This window comes from Methylophaga sp. OBS3 (genome assembly GCF_026319325.1).
GTDB lineage: Bacteria > Pseudomonadota > Gammaproteobacteria > Nitrosococcales > Methylophagaceae > Methylophaga.
On record NZ_JAPDMU010000002.1, the window covers coordinates 392,466 to 411,699 of the forward strand.

Below are 19,234 nucleotides of genomic sequence, written 5' to 3' on the forward strand. Positions count from 1 at the left end.
CCTATGTCTTGGGATTATTGGCGCCTAATTACGCTAATGAGTTTGGCCGGCTTTTTGGGGCTGGTCATTGGTCATATGATGGAAGTGCTGTTTTTTACAGCCTTGGTCTATTTGTTGTGGCTACAAAAACAGTGGTTTGTTCTTCACAACTGGTTACTAAAACCTAAGAAAAACAAATCACCTAGCGGTGAAGGCGTGATTGACGATGTCTGTCGTCTGATTGAGAAAACACATTCACAGAGCAGCAGCCGTAAAAAGAAACTTACCGCCTATTTCAAACGTTTTCAAAGTGTTACAGCCGCTTTGCCTGATGCCATTTTGGTGCTGGGTGAGTTTGGCCAAGTAGAGTGGGCGAATAACTCCGCACGTGAGTTATTGGGTATTCATTGGCCAAGAGATAACAACTTACGAGTGAACAATTTAATTCGGGATCCGGCGTTTCAAAAGTTATTAGATGAAACCGAAGAGACGGGTGGTGTCGTTAATGTGACATCACCAGAAAACCCTGCATTACAACTTGAACTTAAATTGGTGAACTACACTGATAAAGATCGGTTGTTGATTGCCCGCGATATCACGCAAACGATTAAGTTACAGCGGATGCGTCGAGATTTTGTGGCCAATGTGTCTCACGAATTGCGTACCCCACTTACAGTACTACGTGGCTATCTTGAGAGCTTTGATCAAAACAGTGACCCAGCAATGTGGCAGCAAGCGCTGCCTATCATGCAGCAGCAAACGCAGCGCATGAATCTAATGATTAAAGATTTGCTGACCTTGTCACAACTCGAAACTGGCGAAAAAGCATTACAACATCGCCCAACCGATGTTTGTAAGTTATTACATAGCATTGTTGAAGATGCCAAACGTCTTGAGCATTATCAGCAGCAGCAAATTACGTTGAACTGTATGACGGATAAATGGCTGTTGGCGGATAGTGATGAGCTCCGCAGTGCCATCTCAAACTTGGTTTTTAATGCGGTGAAATATACGCCAGAAGACACCGCTATTCGGGTGAACTGGTCTGTTGAAAATGGCGCGGCAGTAATAGAAGTCGAAGATGAAGGCGATGGTATTGCCCAACATCATCTTGAGCGATTAACTGAGCGTTTTTATCGCGTTGATAGTGGTCGGGCTCGTGAAACAGGTGGAACAGGTCTTGGACTTGCCATCGTAAAACACGTTTTGCAACGTCACCATGCCGAATTGTCTATTCACAGTAATTTAGGTGAGGGCGCCACTTTCCGCTGCGTCTTTGATCGTAATAGTTTGATGGACAAGATCGACGTCTAAGGTCTTGTCATTGCTTACATATCTGTTTGTAACAGAATTGTCATAAAGATTTCATACCCTTGTCACAGTTTGTCGCGATACTGCTCCGGTGTGCAGCGCGACCGAAGCGCTGCGACGCTTTGATTTTAATCCAAGGAGTTGAGCTCTCATGTTCAGTAAGAAATTTGCGTTGTTTGGTGCTGCGATGGCACTGACTTTTTCTTCAGTTTCATTTGCAGATGTAGATCCAAACCTGCCTGCATATGAAAAAACAAGCGGTGTATCAGGTAGCCTGTCTAGCGTTGGTTCAGACACACTGGCTAACTTAATGACACTGTGGGCTGAAGAGTTCAAACGTGAATACCCAAATGTCAGCATTCAAATTCAAGCAGCCGGTTCTTCAACTGCGCCACCTGCTCTGACTGAAGGTACTTCAAACGTTGGCCCTATGAGCCGCGAAATGAAAGACAGTGAAATCGCTGCTTTCGAAAAAAAATACGGTTACAAACCAACTGCAATTCCAGTTGCTGTTGACGCATTGGCTGTTTACGTACACAAAGACAACCCAATCGAAGGTATGACTATCGCGCAAGTTGACGCGGTATTCTCTGCAACACGTACTTGTGGTTACAACGAAGACATCACTGACTGGTCACAACTGGGTGTAGACGGTCTGGGTTCAATCCAACTGTACGGTCGTAACTCAGTATCTGGTACTTACGGTTACTTCAAAGAAAACGCACTGTGTAAAGGTGACTTCAAAAACAGTGTTAACGAACAACCAGGTTCAGCTTCAGTTGTTCAAGGTGTGACTAAATCAGTCAACGGTATCGGTTACTCAGGTATCGGTTACAAAACATCTGGCGTTAAATTGGTTCCTTTAGCGAAAGAAGAAGGCCAGCCATTTATCGAAGCTAACACTGAAAATGCGGCTAACGGTTCATTCCCACTGTCACGTTACCTGTGGGTTTATGTGAACAAAGCACCTAACGCTGAAATGGCGCCAATCGACCGTGAATTCATGAAATTAGTTTTATCGAAAATCGGTCAAGAAGTTGTTGTTAAAGACGGTTACGTGCCACTGCCAGAAGCAGTTGCTAAAAAATACCGTGATTTACTGAAGTAAGCTTTGCTCCTAAGACACCCCGCACAATTAGTTGTGTGGGGTGTTTTATTATTAAGGACAGCGTTAACGGGCTTGCCCGCAGGTTCGTTAGCAGTGTTCCAATTGCCCCGCTTAAGCGGATGCAGAATATTAATTTAAAGAACTAGATAAGCTGACTTATGGCTGAAAATACAATCGAAAAAGGTGTGATTCCGGCAGCAGACTCAAGTGTTGCTATTCGTCGCCGTAGGTGGCGTGAGATGAAAGACAAAATGGCACGCTTTTTTGTCACCGGTGGTGGCCTGATGGTCATTGTCGCGATCGTGCTGATTTTCTTCTATCTACTATATGTGGTTCTGCCTTTATTTGGTGGCGCTGATATACGGGCAAAAAAACAATATGAGATGGCAGCGGAAGACGTTGTTCATGTCATGCTCGATGAATATAACGAAGTCGGTTTATCGTTAGACCACGATGCGCAGTTACGCTTTTTCAACGCCCAAACGGGTGATGTTATTGCGACACCAGAATTGCCATTGCCAACAGATGCCGGCGTTTCTAGTTTTGCGGCTGGCAGTTTATCTGAGGGTGTGTTTGCTTACGGCTTTGACGATGGCCGTGCGTTGATGTTCAACGAAAGTTATCGCATCAGCTATCCAGAAGGAACAACCCGTCTTATTACACCAGAAATCGAGTACCCATTAGGGCAGGATTTAGTGGTTGTCGATGCGCAAGGGCAGTCATTAACGCAATTAGCCACGCAGTTTGATGATGATATGGCGACCTTTGTAGCTTTAACTGTCGATAACCGATTAGTGTTGACCCGTGTTGAGAAGAAAGTGAATTTCTTGGACGACACGCAAGTTGAGTTAACGGTGTCGCACCGTGATTTGCCGGTGAGCAATGTCAAAAACATCACCAGTTTCCGTATGGATAAAGATCAGCGTGATCTGTTTGTTGCTTATAACAACGGTGATATATCGTTCCTGAATATTCAGCGCTTAAATGCGATTAACCTAATTCAAACGGTTAGTGCCGTACCGGAAGGTGTTGATATCACATCAATGGAATTATTGGCTGGTGGTATTTCACTGCTAGTTGGTCGTAGTGATGGTCAGATTGACCAGTGGTTCCCTGTACGTGATGAAAGCAACAACTACACGTTACAGCTGATTCGTAGCTTTGATAAACAAACTGCGCCAATCCGTCGCATCCTGCCTGAGCAAAGTCGTAAAGGCTTTATGACGCTGGACGATAATGGTGAAGTGGGTGTTTATCACACCACTGCACACCGCACCCTGATGGTGGAAGATCTATTTGAGAATGGTGAAGCCCATATGGCGTTATCACCCCGTAAGAATGGTCTATTGGTTGTCGGTAACGGCGGCAATACGCAGTTCTTCGAAGTCGATAACAAACACCCAGAAATCTCTTGGCATTCACTGTGGGAGAAAGTCTGGTACGAAAACCGTAGTGGTCCAGAGTATATCTGGCAGTCGACGTCAGCAGACAACAATTTTGAGCCGAAGCTGAGCTTGTCACCTCTGACTTTCGGTACCATTAAAGCTGCGTTTTACGCCATGCTGGTTGCTGTGCCGCTGGCCATTATGGGCGCGATTTTCACCGCTTACTTCATGTCGCCAAAAATGCGTGGCATCGTCAAACCAACCATTGAGATCATGGAAGCCTTGCCAACCGTTATTCTCGGCTTCTTGGCGGGGTTGTGGCTGGCACCATTGGTCGAAGGTAACTTACCGGGTGTTTTTGCAATATTTATCATGACGCCGATCATGATCATATTAGTGGCTTGGTTGTGGTCACGTTTACCGCAAAGCATTCGTACCCGAATTCCTGATGGTTGGGAAGCCGCAGTACTCATTCCTGTCGTTGTGTTGGTTGGCTTTGTCTCAATGCAAATGAGTGTGCCATTGGAGGGCTTACTATTTGATGGTGATATGCCTGCATGGTTGGAGTCTGTCGGTATTGGTTATGACCAACGTAACTCTCTGGTTGTCGGTATGGTCATGGGTTTTGCCGTTATCCCAACAATCTTCTCAATTACTGAAGATGCGATTTTCAGTGTACCCAAGCAACTGACCATAGGTTCGTTGGCGCTGGGTGCAACCCAATGGCAAACGCTGGTTAAAGTGGTCTTGTTGACGGCAAGCCCAGGTATTTTCTCAGCCGTCATGATTGGTTTAGGTCGTGCCGTGGGTGAAACCATGATCGTATTAATGGCAACAGGTAATACGCCAATCATGGATTTCAATATTTTCGAAGGTTTCCGGGCCTTGTCTGCCAATATCGCGGTAGAAATGCCGGAGTCAGAAGTTAACAGTTCCCACTACCGGGTCTTGTTCTTGGCCGCATTGGTGTTGTTTATGGCGACATTTATCTTCAACACAATTGCCGAGCTGGTGCGTCAGCGCCTGCGTAACAAATACAGCAGTTTATAAGCAGAGATCAGCATGTCGAATCAATCGTTTAAATCTTGGTATCAAAGCGGCAAGCCATTTATTTGGCTGAATGCCGGTGCGCTTACAATCAGCTTGGTCGCTGTTGTTGGTTTGTTGGCATTGATCGCTGTTCGCGGCTTAAGCCATTTCTGGCCAGCAGACGTTATGTCGGTGTCATACTCCGAGCCCGATACTGAAGTCACTACGCTGATTGGTGAGCGTGTTGATACCGAAGTGGTGCCTGTTGAACGTTTAGGCAGTGATTATCCTCTTGCCGAAGGTCAGGTCAGTGCCACACGTTATTTATTGAAAGTAGGTAACCGTGACCAGTTTGGTCTGGATTTTCGTTGGATCAATGCTGATTGGATGGGTGAGGTGACTTACCCAGAAGATATCGTTGCTGTTGAGCGTCGTGAATGGGGTCACTTTTATGGATACCTTAGCCGTGTATTAGAAAACGGTGAAGTGGTTGCCGAAGGTGAAGCCGCTTGGCCAGCGCTGATAGAACGTTTGGAACGTAGTAACCATTTGGTTGGTGAAATCAAACACATCGAAAAAATCGAAATCGGCAAAGTCAACCAGGTGTTGGAGAACCAACGTCTGGCTGAAAAACGTTTGCAAATGGATGGTGTACCAGCTGGTGATCCAGCTTATGCTGAAATCGAAGCAGAAAGAGAAATCCAAAAGCAAAAATATGCTGACTTATTAGATGAGTTGGGCGCACTGAACCAAGGCTTAAACCGTGACAGTATTGTCATGACTATGGCTGATGGTCGTGAAGTCACCATCAGATTATCTAAAGTGGTACATGCCTTTATGCCAAACGCGATGAGCCGTTTGGATAAGTTGCAGCATTACTTTGGTGAGATCTGGAAGTTTGTGTCTGGTGAGCCACGTGAGGCCAATACTGAAGGCGGTATTTTCCCGGCTATTTTCGGTACTGTCATGATGGTTATCATCATGTCGATTTTGGTGACGCCGTTTGGTGTCGTTGCAGCGATTTACTTAAAAGAATATGCCAAGCAAGGTTTTATTACCCGCACCATTCGTATTGCGGTAAATAACCTGGCTGGTGTGCCATCAATTGTTTACGGCGTATTTGGTCTAGGTTTCTTCGTTTACTTCCTGGGTGGCAGTATCGATGAAATTTTCTTCCAAGCGAAACTCCCAGCACCGACATTTGGTGCACCAGGTTTGATGTGGGCATCGTTAACGTTGGCAATTCTGACAGTGCCAGTCGTTATTGTGGCAACTGAAGAAGGTCTGTCACGTATTCCTCGGGCAATGCGTGAAGGTAGTTTGGCTTTAGGTGCGACCAAAGCAGAAACATTGTGGCGTACAGTTGTGCCTATGGCGGCGCCAGCCATGATGACCGGTTTGATTTTGGCGGTAGCGCGTGCCGCGGGTGAGGTTGCCCCGCTGATGATGGTCGGTGTAGTAAAACTGGCACCGGCATTAGCAGTCGATACTATTGCACCTTATTTACATTTGGATCGCCAGTTTATGCACTTAGGTTTCCATATCTACGATGTGGGTTTCCAAAGTCCAAACGTTGAGGCGGCACGACCACTGGTTTATGCCACAGCATTCTTACTAGTGTTGATTATTGTGGTTCTGAATTTAACGGCGATCGGTATTCGTAATCGCCTGCGTGAAAACTTTAAAGCGAGTGATAACTAATGGAAGCAGCTAATACAGAAAAAGCCGCAGCACGTGGAATTGATATCGAATCAATGCAACGTGGACCAAAATTGAGTCTGGAAAATGAAACAGCGTGTTTAGAAGTAAAAAACTTCAACCTGTTTTACGGCGAATCACAAGCGCTGCGGAATATTAATATGTCGATCCCAAAGAACCGCGTGACGGCCTTCATCGGTCCGAGCGGTTGTGGTAAATCGACGTTATTACGTTGTTTTAACCGTATGAATGACCTTATCGACAATGTGTCGGTAACCGGTGAAATCTTATTGGATGGTGCTGATGTCAATGCACCGAAAGTCAACGTTGCTGACCTGCGTCGTAACGTCGGTATGGTTTTCCAAAAACCAAACCCATTTCCAAAAACGATTTATGAAAATGTGGCATATGGTTTACGTCTGCAAGGCGTTAATGATCGCCAAACATTAGATAAAGTTGTTGAGAAGTCGCTGAAAGGCGCAGCATTATGGGACGAAGTAAAAGATCGTTTGCATACGCTAGCAATGGGCTTATCGGGTGGTCAGCAACAACGTCTGGTCATTGCGCGTGCTATCGCTATCGAACCCGAAGTGTTGTTATTGGATGAACCTGCATCAGCGTTAGATCCATTATCAACATTGAAAGTTGAAGAGCTGATTCACGAACTGAAAGATAAATACACCATCGTTATCGTCACCCATAACATGCAGCAGGCTGCACGTGTGTCTGACTATACGGCGTTTTTATACATGGGTGAGCTGATTGAGTTTGGTGCGACGGATGAGTTATTCACCAACCCAAGCAAGAAGCAAACTGAAGACTATATTACCGGCCGTTACGGCTAATTGTGGCCAAGGAGCACTGAGATGGTAACTAATCAATCACAACATATTTCTCAGCAATTCGAAAAAGAGTTGCAGGATATCCGTACCCGCGTATTAGCCATGGGCGGCTTGGTAGAGCAGCAAATCGATAATGCGATGGATGCTTTAATAACCGGTAACTCAGAATTAGCCCGTGAAGTTATCAGCACCGATGATCAAGTTAACGAACTGGATATTCTGATTGACGAAGAGTGCATTCAAATCATTGCACTGAGACAGCCAACTGCCAGCGATTTACGTTTGGTCACAGGTATTTTGAAAACCATTACTGATCTTGAGCGTATGGGGGATGAAGCGGTACGTATTGCACGTATGGCATTAAACCTGAGCGAAAAAGATCGCCCGAAAAAGAACTATCGTGAGCTGCAATCGTTAGGACAACATGTTCGTAACATGTTGCATGATGCATTAGATGCGTTTGCGCGTTTTGATGTGGATAGTGCTTTAGCCGTCGCCCAAGAAGACATGAATGTCGATGCTGAGTATGAGAGTATTCTGCGTCAGTTAATGACTTACATGATGGAAGATCCACGCACGGTAAGTCGTGTGGTCGATATGATGTGGTCAGCACGTTCTTTAGAACGTATTGGTGATCACTCACGTAATGTTGCAGAGCATATTATTTACTTGGTTGAGGGTAAAGATGTTCGCCACTTGTCAGCAGAAAAAATGAAAAAAGTAGTAAAAGGCGAATAAAAAGTTTCTCTCAAAACTGGATAACAGCCTGGCCTGCCTCTTTTGATGCAGGCTTTTTTTTGCTCAATTTTTTGGTAACAGCAGTGCTAGTCGACTGGTCACGCAGCTTTGAACTAGTGCAATTCATTTGAAAAAGCTTGCTATTCGCCATTCTAAGCGTGGCATCTGAAATTTAAGTCAGGCAAAATGCAAGCATCTTTCTCAAGTAGTTGTTTATGGAATCTGCTAACGAAACAGAAGAAGTATTGGCCGCAGTTGATTTGGGCTCTAATAGTTTCCACATGATTATTGCGCGGCTGCGTGATGGACATTTTCAGGTAATGGATAGGCTACGAGAAATGGTGCAATTACGTGCTGGTCTCGATAGCGACAATATGCTTTCAGAAGAAGCGCAAGCCAGAGCCATTGCTTGCCTTGAGCGGTTTGGTCAACGCATTCAGAACTTACCCAGAGGTAAGGTTCGGGTGGTCGGTACCAATACCCTGCGTGTCGCTGAAAATAGCCGTGAGTTTTTACGCCAAGCCAGACGTGCACTAGGTCATCCCATAGAGATTGTTACCGGTGAAGAAGAAGCGCGCCTCATATATTTGGGCGTTTCTCGCGCTTTAGCCTTTGATAATCAACGTCGTCTGGTGATGGATATCGGTGGTGGCAGTACCGAATTTATCATTGGTGAAGGTCTCAGTGGTTTAATGCGTGAAAGCCTAGAAATGGGCTGTGTTAGCTTTCATCAACAGTTTTTTGCTGATGGCAAAATCACCCAACTACAAATGCAGTCGGCCTTATTAGCATCCGCAATTCGCTTACGTTCTATTCAACGGCCTTATCAGCGTATGGGCTGGGTTGAGGCAGTTGGCGCTTCGGGCACGATTCGTAGCGTTGCCGATATTGTGACTGCGCAGGGCTGGAGTGAAAATGGGGTTATCACCAATGCTTCATTGGATAAATTGATTGAAGCCTTACTCGCAGCGGGCGATGAGGAAAAAATCAATCTGCAAGGCTTAAGTCCTGAGCGAAAAAATGTGTTGGCATCAGGTGTGGCGATTCTCAAAGCCTCATTTGATAGGCTCAATATTGAACGTATGGTGGTATCAGATGGTGCACTCCGTGAAGGTCTGCTTTATGACCTACAAGGCCGTATCCAGCATGATGATGAGCGTGATAGAACCGTACAGGCCCTAGCGCGTCGTTATCAAATTGATGAAGCCCATGCGACGCGCGTTATTCGTATGGCCACCGAATTATTTGAGCAAGTGGCAGCCGATTGGCAATTAAGTAGTGATGATCATCTGCATAAATTGGTTTGGGCGGCGCAGTTACATGAAGTGGGGCTGGCGATTTCTCACTATCAATATCATAAACATGCCGCGTATTTAGTCGCGCACTCTGATATGCCGGGTTTTTCTCGCGAAGAGCAATATGCCTTGTCAGCTATGATGCGTGGTCAACGTCGCTCGATTCCTAAAAAGCAGTTACAGCAATTATCGGAAGAGCTGCAGCTCCCGACATTAAGACTAATGGTGTTGTTGCGTTTGGCGCTGGTGTTTAATCGCGGTCGAAGTGAGCAAACCGACACTTACGTGAAATTAGCCGTGACCAAAAAAGGCCTGCATTTAGATTTGCCAGAAGGTTGGTTAAACGACCACCCGCTGACAGAAGCTGATTTAATGCAAGAAAAACACTATCTGAAATCAGCCGATATTCGTCTAAAGATTAATACTTGAGAGTGAAAGCGCAGGTTGCTAACAACCTGCGCTTTTCAATGTTTAGAAGCTGTAAGAAAGCCCTGCGTAGATAGAGCGACCCATGCCCGGTACGGTTACACCCCATGGAATAGCTGTACCCATCGTCGCGCCTTGGCCCACATAAGCGCCACTAAGTGGGTGGCTGTAGCCTTTGTCTAATAAGTTTTCTATACCCACTTCGATGCGGGCATTATCAAACTCATAGCTGGTACGGAAATGCAGTAAGCCATAACCCGCCGTTTCGATTTCATTACGCTCATTATTGACGCGATCTTTGGCGTCAACCAATTCCCATTCAAAACTATTACGCCATTTGTTTTTGCTTTGCGCCAACGTGAAGCGGGCATTCATTGGCATCATGTTGTACAAATCGTCACCTGAGTCACGGTTTTCACCACGCACGAAGCTCAATGTCGCACTACCATCGACACGACCCAAAAAGCTGTTGTGGAATAGGTGTTTGTAAACCGCTAAATCCGCACCAAAAATACGTGCGCTGACATTGTCATATTGTAGATTTACGAAGCTATCTTGCACCGTTAAGTTACCGGCGCTACAAGCGGCCATCATGCCCATACCTCCTGCGCAGCGAGTAGCGTCAATAAAATTATCTACATAACTGAAGTACGGCGTTAACGTGACTTGCCAATCTTGTTTCGCAGCATCATGCCAATTGGCGGTAAAGCTAATGGTGTGAGCAACTTCTGGATCAAGTTCAACATTTCCAACATAGCCATTACCATCACCTACTAAATTCACCATGCGCATAGCCATGCCGTTACGTGACCAAGCAAAACGTTCATAAAGGTTTGGTGAACGTGTTTTACGGGCATAACCAAATTCATAAGATTCGGTCAGGTTGGGGGTATAGCGTGCTAGCAAGGTCAGATCGATGTTGTGATCAGTTTGTGAACGATCCGCATTGTTAAATGCATCTGCATCAGCCGCATACATAGCGTTGTAGCCTTGAACTTCATCAGCATCCATTTTCACAGTCTCGTGACGAATACCGGCCAATGTCAGCCATTTATCCGTCCAAGCCGCTTCCCATTCACCGTAAACACCGTAGCGATCACGTTCGCCGTTATTGATGTTTAAGAAAGTATCTGGGGCCATCATCATGCCACCGGAAGCTTCCCAAAAATCATCAAGGCGGTAGCGCTGAATATCTGCGCCGACACGAATTAAATCACGCTCATTAACGGGAATTTCAGTTTTGACTGACAGCCCGGTATTTTCACCTTCCGTTTCCATGGGCATACCTTGGGCAGTGCCATACAAAAACTGCTTGTCATCACCAAACTGCATTTTATGGTGGGTTTTTTCGTGGAACAGATTGGTTTCAATCGAGCCCCAATCAAACTCACCGCTGTAAATCAGGTTAACTTGGTTACTGCGGTTTTCGACCATATCCATACGTTGATTTGGCCAAGCTTGGTAGGGAATATCTTGATGTGCCAGCTTCAATTGTAATAACTGTTTGTCAGTTAATTTGTAGGCTAAATCAACGGCATGGTTACGTGTTTCGTAGGCCGTTGAGCCCACTTCATCTGCATCCAATGCGCCACGATCAACAGCATCATTACCCGCAGCTTTGAAACTGTCTCCAGCATCATAATTATTGGCTTTTGAGGTTGAACCATCGTAGCGGAAACTAAAACGATCATTGGCAATACTGGCTGACAAGCTGCCGCCGCGGGCATCACCATTACTGCGGTAGTAAGTGCTAATTTCGCCTTTTTGAATCACTTCATCAGGACTATTGGCAAATTCAGGTTTTGCAGAGTTGGCGATGATGGTGCCGCCAATACTGTCGCCGCCCAAACTGACTGGTGCGACCGCTGAGTAAACTTGAATATCTTCAACACGTGATGGGCTAATGTATGAAAGTGGAGGATTCATGTGGTTAGCACATGCTGAAATTAAATCCATACCATCGACTTTGACGCGTAGCCGATCATCAGCAAAACCACGCATAAATGGCAGACTTGCCGCACCGCCACCTTGGTATACCGACATACCGGCAACGCCTTCTAGTAAGCTTGCTGTATCACTGGTCTGTGCACGTTTATCACGAATTGCATCTGGGCCTAAGTGCGCATTGGCGACGGGCGTGGTTACCGGCGCGGTCACTAAAATTTTACTTAAGCTATCGTCGTGATCATGTGGATGTTCAGCCATAGCTGCGCCACAAGCTAAAACGCCAGGAATAATGACTAGAGGAAGATACTTTGTTGTCATGCGGTATCCGAGGGAAAATTGAGAAAAAGGCATCTTAAAGGCTAATACACCACAATTAATTAGTGATTTGCTGGCGGACTGTGTGAAATGCCCTAAAATTTATCGTTAAAGCCGCGTTAGATTGTGGCAGATGAAAAAGTAGTTCAGGATTTACCCATGGATCTTATTACCACCTCACTGATTAGCGCATTTTTGCTCGGTTTATTTAGTACCGCGCATTGCATTGCTATGTGTGGTTCTGTCATCGGCGCGTTGACGCTGAGTTTGCCTGCTGAAATACGCCAATCGCCCAAAGCGATGTTCCCGTATGTGTTGAATTACAACCTAGGTCGGGTCATTAGTTACGCGCTTGCTGGTGCGCTGGTCGCCGCATTGGCATCACCATTAAATGATATCGGCGGCTTGCAGTGGCTACGTTATATTTCCGTTGTTTTCATGGTAGCCATGGGGCTGTATTTGGCGGGTTGGATGCCGCGCTTTGCGCAAATCGAAAAAATTGGCACGCCAATCTGGCGTTTTTTACAGCCATTAAGCCAAAAATTATTACCGGTTAAATCACGAAAGCAGGCATTTGCATTTGGCGCAGTATGGGGCTGGTTACCATGTGGTTTGGTATATGCCGCACTTGTTATGGCAGCAACAACGGGTGACGTGGTCACGGGCGGTATGACTATGTTGGCGTTTGGTTTAGGCACGATGCCTGCGGTATTGGGTGCGGGGTTATTTGTCGGATTTTTAAGTAGTTTGGCGCGCAATATCTGGTTTCGTCGGGGAGCCGGCTTGTTGATCATCGTGATGGCGATTGCCATGTTTATGGGGCCACAATTTTTACCGCATGAACACAACCATGATGATCATGTCGCCCATGAGCATCATCCCGCAATGCACAGCATGCATGACAAAAGGGGAGAGTCATAACCATGGCTTTACCTGAATTTATCGGTCAAACACCGGCTATCACCCATATCCAACGATTGTTACCGATGATCGCGTTAAGTGATGCTAGCGTATTGGTCAGCGGCGAAACCGGCACCGGCAAAGAGTTGGTCGCTCAAACCTTACATGGCTTGAGTCGTCGTCAGGATCAAGAACTTGTCACGATTAACTGTGCGGCATTACCGCTACAAGATGCAGAAGTAGATTTATTTGGTCGAGCCAATGCCGCTGGAGAAATCATTGAAACGGGTCGGTTATTAGCCGCCGAAAAAGGGTCGGTTTTTCTGGATGAAGTTGATGCATTGCCGCTGAGCTTGCAGGCAAAAGTATTACGTTTTCTGGAGGCTGGTGAATGCCAGTTACCGGGCAGTCATAAATTGCACATTATTGATGCGCGAATTATTGCGGCGACCAGTGCTGATTTGCCTGCTTTAGTGAAAACAGGCCAGTTTCGTGCTGACTTATATTATCGGTTGCAGGTAGTACCAATTGAGCTACCGCCTTTGCAGCAACGTAAAGATGATATCGCGCTGCTCACCAATTATTTTGCCAAGCAGTTTGCACGAGGTAATGCGCCGCTTCGATTTGAAAAGGCCGTATTACAGCAACTACAAAAATATCATTGGCCGGGTAATGTTCGTGAGTTATCTAATCTGTGTCAGCGTTTGAGTTTGTTACATCCCGGCAAGCTCGTAACGCTCGAAGACTTACCGCTTGAGATGCAAACCCCAACAAATCGTGCTGCGGTATTTTCATTGCCAGATGAAGGGATTGATTTGGCGCAATTAGAGCTTGACATGATTGAGCAAGCATTAGAAAAATCGGCTGGCAATCGCTCTAAAGCGGCACGTTTACTTGGTATTAGTCGAGATACCTTGTTGTATCGCATGCAAAAGTACGGCTTATCTGAATAACGCTTCGACGGGTGCGTGTTTGCGGCTGAGCGGTTACACTAGCGTCACTTCAAAGAGAGAAACGCGCTTATGAAACAGTATTTGGATTTGATCCGTGATGTCATGGAAAATGGCGTTGATAAAGGTGACCGTACCGGTACCGGTACACGAAGTGTATTTGGTCGACAAGTTCGTTATAATCTGTCTGAAGGATTTCCTCTACTGACCACCAAAAAGCTGCATATTCGTAGCATTCTCCATGAACTACTGTGGTTTTTAAGTGGTGATACCAATATCCGTTATCTCAAAGAAAATGGCGTATCAATTTGGGATGAATGGGCAACGCCAGATGGTGAGCTAGGACCTGTTTATGGCGCACAATGGCGAAAATGGCAGGGCGCAGACGGTCAAGTTTATGATCAAGTCGCCGCGCTGATGGATGGCTTGAAAAATAATCCAGATAGCCGCCGTCACATTATTAATGGCTGGAATGTCGCATTACTGCCAGACGAAAAACAAAAGCCTTGGGAAAATGCCGCAGCAGGCAAAATGGCATTACCGCCTTGCCATGTGCTGTATCAATTTTACGTTGCGGATAACAAGTTGAGCGCTTCACTGTATATCCGCAGTAATGACCTCTTCTTAGGTAACCCTTACAACACGGCCTCATTGGCATTTCTAACACATATGTTGGCTCAACAGTGTGATTTGGATGTCGGCGAAATCATCATGAGCATTGGTGATGCGCACATCTACAGTAATCACTTTGAGCAAGTGGAAACGCAGTTACAGCGTCAGCCTGGGCCATTACCGCAGTTAAAAATTCATCGCAAACCGGAATCTATTTTTGATTATCGCTTTGAGGATTTTGAAATCCTGAACTATGAAGCGCAGCCGCATATCAAAGCACCTATCGCCGTATAGCTTTCGCTAGCAAGGCAGACATAAATTCAGCAGGAGGCAAAATGTCAGAGCAATCGGTACATCGGTATCAGGTTTGGGACCGCAGCACGCGAATCTTTCATTGGGTAGCCGTATTGTCATTTTTGGTGCTGACCGCACTAGGTTTGGTGATGATGTTTAGCGAACAGATAGGTGTCACTAATGATGGCAAAATCTTTCTGAAAACAGTTCATAGCTGGGCGGGTTATGTGTTTGTTATCAATCTGCTATGGCGATTTGTTTGGGCATTTGCCGGTAACCGTTTTGCCCGCTGGGGCGCGATTTTGCCATTTGGTAAAGTCTATAAAGCGCAAATGAATGCGTATTTACAAGGCCGTAAGATTGGTCAACAAGTTAAGTTCTTGGGTCATAATCCGTTAGCGCGCTGGAGTGTGCTGGCGATGTTGTTATTGATGACAGGTCAAAGCGTGACGGGCTTGGTATTGGGGAGCACCGATATCTACGCAGCGCCTTTTGGTAACCAAATCAAGCACTGGGTCGCTGCTGATAAAACCGCATTAGATCAAATCAAACCTTACGATAAGACCAATGTTGACCCAATTGCTTACCAAGAAATGCGTGATTTTCGTAAGCCTTATCGGACATTACATACCTATATTTTCTATTTATTGGCGCTAGCAGTGATGGTTCATATTATTGCGGTCGTAATTGCCGAAAATCGTGAACGCAGTGGACTGACCTCAGCCATGTTTAGCGGTGAAAAACATTTTGATGGCAAACCATTTGATGCGGATTAAATAACGCCGGTTTGTGCTAATGAGCAGGTCAGCGCATCACCAACAATAATGTGGTCTAACACGCGGATATCCACTAATGCCAAAGCTGATTGCAGACGCTTGGTAATTTGGATATCCGCTTGGCTAGGCTCAGCCACCCCGGATGGGTGGTTGTGTGCAAAAATGACTGCTGCAGCATTATGTTTTAGCGCTTGCTTAACCACCTCACGCGGATAAACATTTGCGCCATCAATGGTGCCCCGAAATAGCGGTTCAAAACTGATTAATCGGTGACGTGTATCCAAAAATAGGCACGCAAACACTTCATGATCAAAGTGCCGTAATTGTCGCTGCAGATAATTGCTGGTGGTGGTTGCATCAGTGAAAGCATTACCACGATTAAGCGTGGATTCTAGATGGCGGCGACTCATTTCTAACACAGCCTGTAATTGCACAAACTTGGCCTGACCAAGGCCATGTTGTTGGCTGAATGTGGCGAGATCTGCCTCGAGTAGTGGCCGAAGTCCGCCAAAATCAGCTAATAATTTTCGTGCTAGATCGACGGCAGATAAGCCTTGCACGCCAGTGCGTAAGAAGATGGCTAGAAGTTCAGCATCAGATAATGATGCCGTGCCTTGTTGTAACAGTTTTTCCCGAGGCCGCTCGTTGGCGGGCCAGTCCTTGATAGCCATGATTCGCTCCCTGCGATTAAGCTTTGGTTTAATGTAGCGCTGGCCTGTGGTAAAAACAAGTTGTTGAAAAATGAGCATGGCGTTAATGTCATGCCATCGTTTGAAAGGAAGTAATTATGTTGGTGACATTTACCAGTAAAGCCTCTGCGGATATCACGATGTTTGGCGATGTTGCTGTTCAGTTGCTACGTCTGATGGGACATAGTGGCACTGTTCCTGGCGCAATGCAGCCAGTTGATTTAGCGCCTGCCTTGGCAAAGTTAGAAAAGGCTGTCACGCAAAGTAAGGCTGAACAACAATCAACCGATCCTGACGATGAATTTAAGCCCGCTTTATCACAACGCGCTTTACCATTAATTTCACTATTAAAAGCAGCGATAAGCCAGAATGCTGATGTGATGTGGCGTTCGTAAGCCAATTTTGCAGTTTTAGGAGTTTAGAAAAATGAAAAAACAATGGATTTTATTATCGTTACTTCCAGTGCTTTTGGTGGGCTGTGGTTTGAAAACCTCTGGCGTCAATAATGTGGGCGGTAATTTGTATACCGTGACCAGTGATGGCCTGAACGATTCCGAAGCTAAAGGCTCAGCCTTGGGTCAAGCTGAAGCGCATTGTGCAGATATGGGCCAAAAAGTATTGGTCACGACAATGCGTAAACGTCACAAAGTACGTTATTTCTATGATGTGACTTTTAAGTGTCTGCCTGAAGGTGATGCACAGTTAAATAACCCAGAATACGAAACCACAATTACGCGTGATTAAACGCTGATTAATCACGGGAGCAAACACCATGTTTTTTATCATGTTGATCGTGACTTTTTTGCTGGCTTTTGGGGTGTCGTTTATTGTCGTCTCGTTATTTAAAACGCCACTGGCTGATATTTTTCAACGCATCATCAAAGACCCCATCAGCATTGCTTGGCAAAAATATATTGTCTTTGCCACCTATGTGGTCGGGATCTCGGGCGGCGTCAGAATTTATCAGCTCGAACGATACATTACGGCGCAATACGAGGGGGCAGAAGAGCTAGCCTTAACCACCGAACGTTGGGTGATTGAAATCTATCGCACACTGATCGAAACCCTGCAAAGTATTGCATGGCTCTATTTGGTCGTTTTTGTGTTTGCTTTAATTGCCTATGTCATCGTCCGAGGTTTTGAGCTCAAGCATGCGCGTGATTAATCACGCGCTGACAGCGTCTTTGCCACCCCAGTTAGTCCGTTTGGCTTGTTGCAACTTCTCATAACCGGCCAGCAAAGCATTGTGACGGGCAAAACCTTCAAGGCTTAAGCCTGGGCAATGGAGGTTATGAAATAGCTTTTTGCCTTCAACGATGAGTAGGCCGTCATCAACATTTTGCTGACCATACATCAGTGCTAACCCTTTGGTGTATTCGGCATAGTCGCGGTCGTCATCCCATTTGATTTCCAGCAACGCTTTTAAGCAGCGGTAATGCAAAATGGTTGCTTCGCTGGCTTGATCCAATGTCAGGCACCAATCAATCCAGTCGATAGCTTCTTCATCTTGCAGTGCTAAGCACAGCATCGCTTTAATTTCACCAAGACGAATTTCGGCCCATAAGGTGCCTGGATCGGGTGCCAAACCAATAAACGGTGCAACCGGAGTTTGGTCGTTATAGCCACCTTCGTCTAGGCGCTCCAAAATATCGCGCCAATGATCTGGATTGCCATCTGTTAGGGTCAGAAAGTCTTCGCGAAATAGCGCGCCTTCATTGTTGTTTTCCCAAAAGATCTCATCAACGGGATAAATATCTGACATGCCCGGTACCAAAATACGACAAGCATAGACATCTAGATGACGGTAGTCGGCGATATAAATATCAAATCCTAACTCGTGAATTTTATCGGTCAAAAACTTAAATTCATCGGCAGTGGCATCATCAAAATCCCAATCAGCAAAAGCATAATCAGGCGTTTCACGGAAAAAGTCGTTTGAGATATAACCACTAGAATCGATGAAATGCATTTCTAAGTTGGCGGGTGAAGCGACTTCTTCTAAATCAAATGTCGGCGGATGGAAGACATCGAGCTGATCTAAGCCACGTCCTTGCAGTAACTCGGTAACAGTGCGCTCTAGTGCGACTTCAAAACTTGGATGAGCACCAAAAGACGCAAATACGGAACCATCTTTTGGATTGATTAAGGTGACCGACATAACTGGGAACTGACCACCAAGAGAGGCATCAGCCACTCTCAAGTGATAGCCATGATTTCTCAGCTCTTGAAGCGCTTGCTGAATTTTTGGAAAGCGATTTAATACGGCTTCAGGGACTTCCGGAAGGCAAATCGCTTCAGCAATGATTTTATTCTTAACGTAACGCTCGAAAACTTCCGATAGCCCCTGAACGCGGGCTTCATTTTGAGTATTGCCGGCAGACATGCCGTTACTGACATAAATATTGCCAATAACATTAACCGGAATATAACGCGTTTCACCATCACGCAGACGGTGATACGGTACCGCGCAAATACCACGTTCACCAGCCCCCGAATTGGTATCAAATAATCTATCTGGTGTCAGTGAATTATCGGGATCAAAGTATTGCCACAAGCCTTCATCCATCAGGCCTTCTGGCATTGCTTCGCCGTCACTATCAAACCATTTCTCGTCAGGGTAGTGAACAAATTCACTGTTGCTGTGATGTTGACCCAAATAAAAGTCAGCGAAAAAGTAATTACAACTGAGTCGCTCGAAATATTCGCCAAGTGCACTGGCGAGACAGGCTTTTTCTGTACTGCCTTTACCGTTGGTAAACATCAACGGGCAAGTTTTGTCACGAATGTGGACGGAATAAACGTTACTGACTGGATTTAGCCATGAAGCGACTTCGATATCAAAACCAAAAGATTTCAATTTGGCTTGCATGGTCTCGATACTGGATTCCAGATCGCGATCTTTACCTTTGATAAACGTTTGTTCTGTCATAAAAAACTCTC

Annotated in this window: 17 protein-coding genes; 14 read left to right on the plus strand and 3 right to left on the minus strand. The window is 45.7% G+C overall.

Annotated elements, in window-relative coordinates; genetic code table 11:
- The first annotated feature begins 3 nt into the window (after positions 1–3).
- From phoR to ppx, 7 genes are all read left to right on the plus strand, one after another.
- The gene (gene phoR, locus OMP94_RS06280; RefSeq protein ID WP_266277325.1) at positions 4–1,293 is read left to right on the plus strand and encodes a phosphate regulon sensor histidine kinase PhoR; all 1,290 of its coding nucleotides are present in this window, start codon (positions 4–6) and stop codon (positions 1,291–1,293) included.
- Between the two features lie 148 nt (positions 1,294–1,441).
- Positions 1,442–2,398, plus strand: coding sequence for a PstS family phosphate ABC transporter substrate-binding protein (locus OMP94_RS06285; RefSeq protein WP_266277327.1), 957 nt, complete (start codon positions 1,442–1,444; stop codon positions 2,396–2,398).
- A 158-nt stretch (positions 2,399–2,556) separates the two neighbouring features.
- Positions 2,557–4,833, plus strand: coding sequence for an ABC transporter permease subunit (locus OMP94_RS06290; protein WP_266277329.1), 2,277 nt, complete (start codon positions 2,557–2,559; stop codon positions 4,831–4,833).
- A 12-nt stretch (positions 4,834–4,845) separates the two neighbouring features.
- Positions 4,846–6,513, plus strand: coding sequence for a phosphate ABC transporter permease PstA (gene pstA / locus OMP94_RS06295; RefSeq protein ID WP_266277331.1), 1,668 nt, complete (start codon positions 4,846–4,848; stop codon positions 6,511–6,513).
- Positions 6,513–7,355, plus strand: a complete 843-nt coding sequence (gene pstB / locus OMP94_RS06300; protein ID WP_323135061.1) for a phosphate ABC transporter ATP-binding protein PstB — start codon at positions 6,513–6,515, stop codon at positions 7,353–7,355. Before pstA ends, pstB begins: the two co-directional genes overlap by 1 nt.
- Before the next feature lie 21 nt (positions 7,356–7,376).
- Positions 7,377–8,090: a phosphate signaling complex protein PhoU gene (phoU, locus tag OMP94_RS06305; RefSeq protein WP_266277333.1), complete on the plus strand. Its 714-nt coding sequence runs from the start codon at positions 7,377–7,379 to the stop codon at positions 8,088–8,090.
- A gap of 215 nt (positions 8,091–8,305) precedes the next feature.
- Entirely contained in the window at positions 8,306–9,814 is a 1,509-nt protein-coding gene (gene ppx / locus OMP94_RS06310; RefSeq protein ID WP_266277335.1) for an exopolyphosphatase, read from the plus strand.
- 42 nt (positions 9,815–9,856) lie between these two features.
- Here the strand turns inward: ppx and OMP94_RS06315 are convergent, their stop codons facing one another.
- Positions 9,857–12,076, minus strand: a complete 2,220-nt coding sequence (locus tag OMP94_RS06315) for a TonB-dependent receptor (protein ID WP_266277337.1) — start codon at positions 12,074–12,076, stop codon at positions 9,857–9,859.
- Between the two features lie 156 nt (positions 12,077–12,232).
- On the opposite strand from OMP94_RS06315, the gene OMP94_RS06320 reads away from it, so the two are divergent.
- The 4 genes from OMP94_RS06320 (at position 12,233) to OMP94_RS06335 (ending at position 15,605) form a co-directional block, all read left to right on the plus strand.
- On the plus strand, positions 12,233–12,994 hold the full coding sequence (locus OMP94_RS06320) for a sulfite exporter TauE/SafE family protein (RefSeq protein WP_266277339.1): 762 nt from the start codon (positions 12,233–12,235) through the stop codon (positions 12,992–12,994).
- 2 nt (positions 12,995–12,996) lie between these two features.
- Positions 12,997–13,926, plus strand: coding sequence for a sigma 54-interacting transcriptional regulator (locus OMP94_RS06325; protein ID WP_266277341.1), 930 nt, complete (start codon positions 12,997–12,999; stop codon positions 13,924–13,926).
- Positions 13,927–13,995: 69 nt separating this feature from the next.
- Positions 13,996–14,829 carry a thymidylate synthase gene (locus OMP94_RS06330; RefSeq protein ID WP_266277343.1) on the plus strand — a complete coding sequence of 278 codons (834 nt, stop codon included), beginning with the start codon at positions 13,996–13,998 and terminating at the stop codon, positions 14,827–14,829.
- 41 nt (positions 14,830–14,870) lie between these two features.
- Complete coding sequence (locus OMP94_RS06335) at positions 14,871–15,605, plus strand: cytochrome b/b6 domain-containing protein (RefSeq protein WP_266277345.1); 735 nt, start codon at positions 14,871–14,873, stop codon at positions 15,603–15,605.
- Here the strand turns inward: OMP94_RS06335 and radC are convergent.
- Positions 15,602–16,276 carry a RadC family protein gene (gene radC, locus OMP94_RS06340; protein ID WP_266277347.1) on the minus strand — a complete coding sequence of 225 codons (675 nt, stop codon included), beginning with the start codon at positions 16,274–16,276 and terminating at the stop codon, positions 15,602–15,604. The two genes, OMP94_RS06335 and radC, sit on opposite strands and share 4 nt — an antisense overlap.
- Positions 16,277–16,392: 116 nt before the next feature.
- Between radC and OMP94_RS06345 the strand changes: the two genes are divergently transcribed.
- Genes OMP94_RS06345 through OMP94_RS06355 form a run of 3 tightly spaced genes read left to right on the plus strand, consistent with a single transcriptional unit; the run spans position 16,393 to position 17,459 of the window.
- Complete coding sequence (locus tag OMP94_RS06345) at positions 16,393–16,689, plus strand: DUF1840 domain-containing protein (protein ID WP_266277349.1); 297 nt, start codon at positions 16,393–16,395, stop codon at positions 16,687–16,689.
- Between the two features lie 31 nt (positions 16,690–16,720).
- Positions 16,721–17,038 carry a hypothetical protein gene (locus tag OMP94_RS06350; protein ID WP_266277352.1) on the plus strand — a complete coding sequence of 106 codons (318 nt, stop codon included), beginning with the start codon at positions 16,721–16,723 and terminating at the stop codon, positions 17,036–17,038.
- Between the two features lie 28 nt (positions 17,039–17,066).
- Positions 17,067–17,459: a hypothetical protein gene (locus OMP94_RS06355; protein ID WP_266277354.1), complete on the plus strand. Its 393-nt coding sequence runs from the start codon at positions 17,067–17,069 to the stop codon at positions 17,457–17,459.
- On the opposite strand, the gene ycaO is transcribed toward OMP94_RS06355, so the two are convergent.
- A complete protein-coding gene (gene ycaO / locus OMP94_RS06360) occupies positions 17,460–19,223 on the minus strand; it encodes a 30S ribosomal protein S12 methylthiotransferase accessory factor YcaO (protein WP_266277356.1) in 1,764 nt (587 codons plus the stop codon).
- Positions 19,224–19,234 lie beyond the last annotated feature (11 nt).

Coding starts and splice junctions, on each gene's coding strand:
- ppx (WP_266277335.1), top strand. CDS start 8,306: ATGGAATCTGCTAACGAAACAGAAGAAGTATTGGCCGCAGTTGATTTG.
- OMP94_RS06315 (WP_266277337.1), bottom strand. CDS start 12,076: ATGACAACAAAGTATCTTCCTCTAGTCATTATTCCTGGCGTTTTAGCT.
- phoR (WP_266277325.1), top strand. CDS start 4: ATGTCTTGGGATTATTGGCGCCTAATTACGCTAATGAGTTTGGCCGGC.
- radC (WP_266277347.1), bottom strand. CDS start 16,276: ATGGCTATCAAGGACTGGCCCGCCAACGAGCGGCCTCGGGAAAAACTG.
- OMP94_RS06350 (WP_266277352.1), top strand. CDS start 16,721: ATGAAAAAACAATGGATTTTATTATCGTTACTTCCAGTGCTTTTGGTG.
- OMP94_RS06325 (WP_266277341.1), top strand. CDS start 12,997: ATGGCTTTACCTGAATTTATCGGTCAAACACCGGCTATCACCCATATC.
- pstB (WP_323135061.1), top strand. CDS start 6,513: ATGGAAGCAGCTAATACAGAAAAAGCCGCAGCACGTGGAATTGATATC.
- OMP94_RS06355 (WP_266277354.1), top strand. CDS start 17,067: ATGTTTTTTATCATGTTGATCGTGACTTTTTTGCTGGCTTTTGGGGTG.
- OMP94_RS06335 (WP_266277345.1), top strand. CDS start 14,871: ATGTCAGAGCAATCGGTACATCGGTATCAGGTTTGGGACCGCAGCACG.
- pstA (WP_266277331.1), top strand. CDS start 4,846: ATGTCGAATCAATCGTTTAAATCTTGGTATCAAAGCGGCAAGCCATTT.
- OMP94_RS06345 (WP_266277349.1), top strand. CDS start 16,393: ATGTTGGTGACATTTACCAGTAAAGCCTCTGCGGATATCACGATGTTT.
- phoU (WP_266277333.1), top strand. CDS start 7,377: ATGGTAACTAATCAATCACAACATATTTCTCAGCAATTCGAAAAAGAG.
- OMP94_RS06330 (WP_266277343.1), top strand. CDS start 13,996: ATGAAACAGTATTTGGATTTGATCCGTGATGTCATGGAAAATGGCGTT.
- OMP94_RS06290 (WP_266277329.1), top strand. CDS start 2,557: ATGGCTGAAAATACAATCGAAAAAGGTGTGATTCCGGCAGCAGACTCA.
- OMP94_RS06285 (WP_266277327.1), top strand. CDS start 1,442: ATGTTCAGTAAGAAATTTGCGTTGTTTGGTGCTGCGATGGCACTGACT.
- ycaO (WP_266277356.1), bottom strand. CDS start 19,223: ATGACAGAACAAACGTTTATCAAAGGTAAAGATCGCGATCTGGAATCC.
- OMP94_RS06320 (WP_266277339.1), top strand. CDS start 12,233: ATGGATCTTATTACCACCTCACTGATTAGCGCATTTTTGCTCGGTTTA.